Here is a 262-nt window from a genome sequence, read left to right on the forward strand (position 1 = left end):
TCCGATACCGCCGTGCGTCTGAGCTCGATCAAACTCGCTGGCTTCAAATCCTTTGTCGATCCCACGCATTTCCAGGTTCCGGGCCAGCTAGTCGGCGTGGTGGGCCCGAACGGGTGCGGCAAGTCCAACATCATCGATGCCGTGCGCTGGGTGCTCGGCGAATCGCGCGCTTCCGAGCTGCGCGGCGAGTCGATGCAGGACGTGATCTTCAATGGCTCGACCGCGCGCAAGCCGGGTAGCCGCACCAGCGTCGAACTCGTGT

Annotated in this window: 1 protein-coding gene; it reads left to right on the forward strand. The window is 63.7% G+C overall.

Annotated features, from left to right (window positions below; translation table 11 throughout):
* Positions 1-12 precede the first annotated feature (12 nt).
* Positions 13-262, forward strand: a 250-nt coding sequence (locus SB764_RS41625) for an AAA family ATPase (protein ID WP_410866980.1), incomplete at its 3' end; no start/stop codon positions are given.

It is taken from the genome of Paraburkholderia sp. SIMBA_027, assembly GCF_046535315.1.
Lineage (GTDB): Bacteria > Pseudomonadota > Gammaproteobacteria > Burkholderiales > Burkholderiaceae > Paraburkholderia > Paraburkholderia tropica.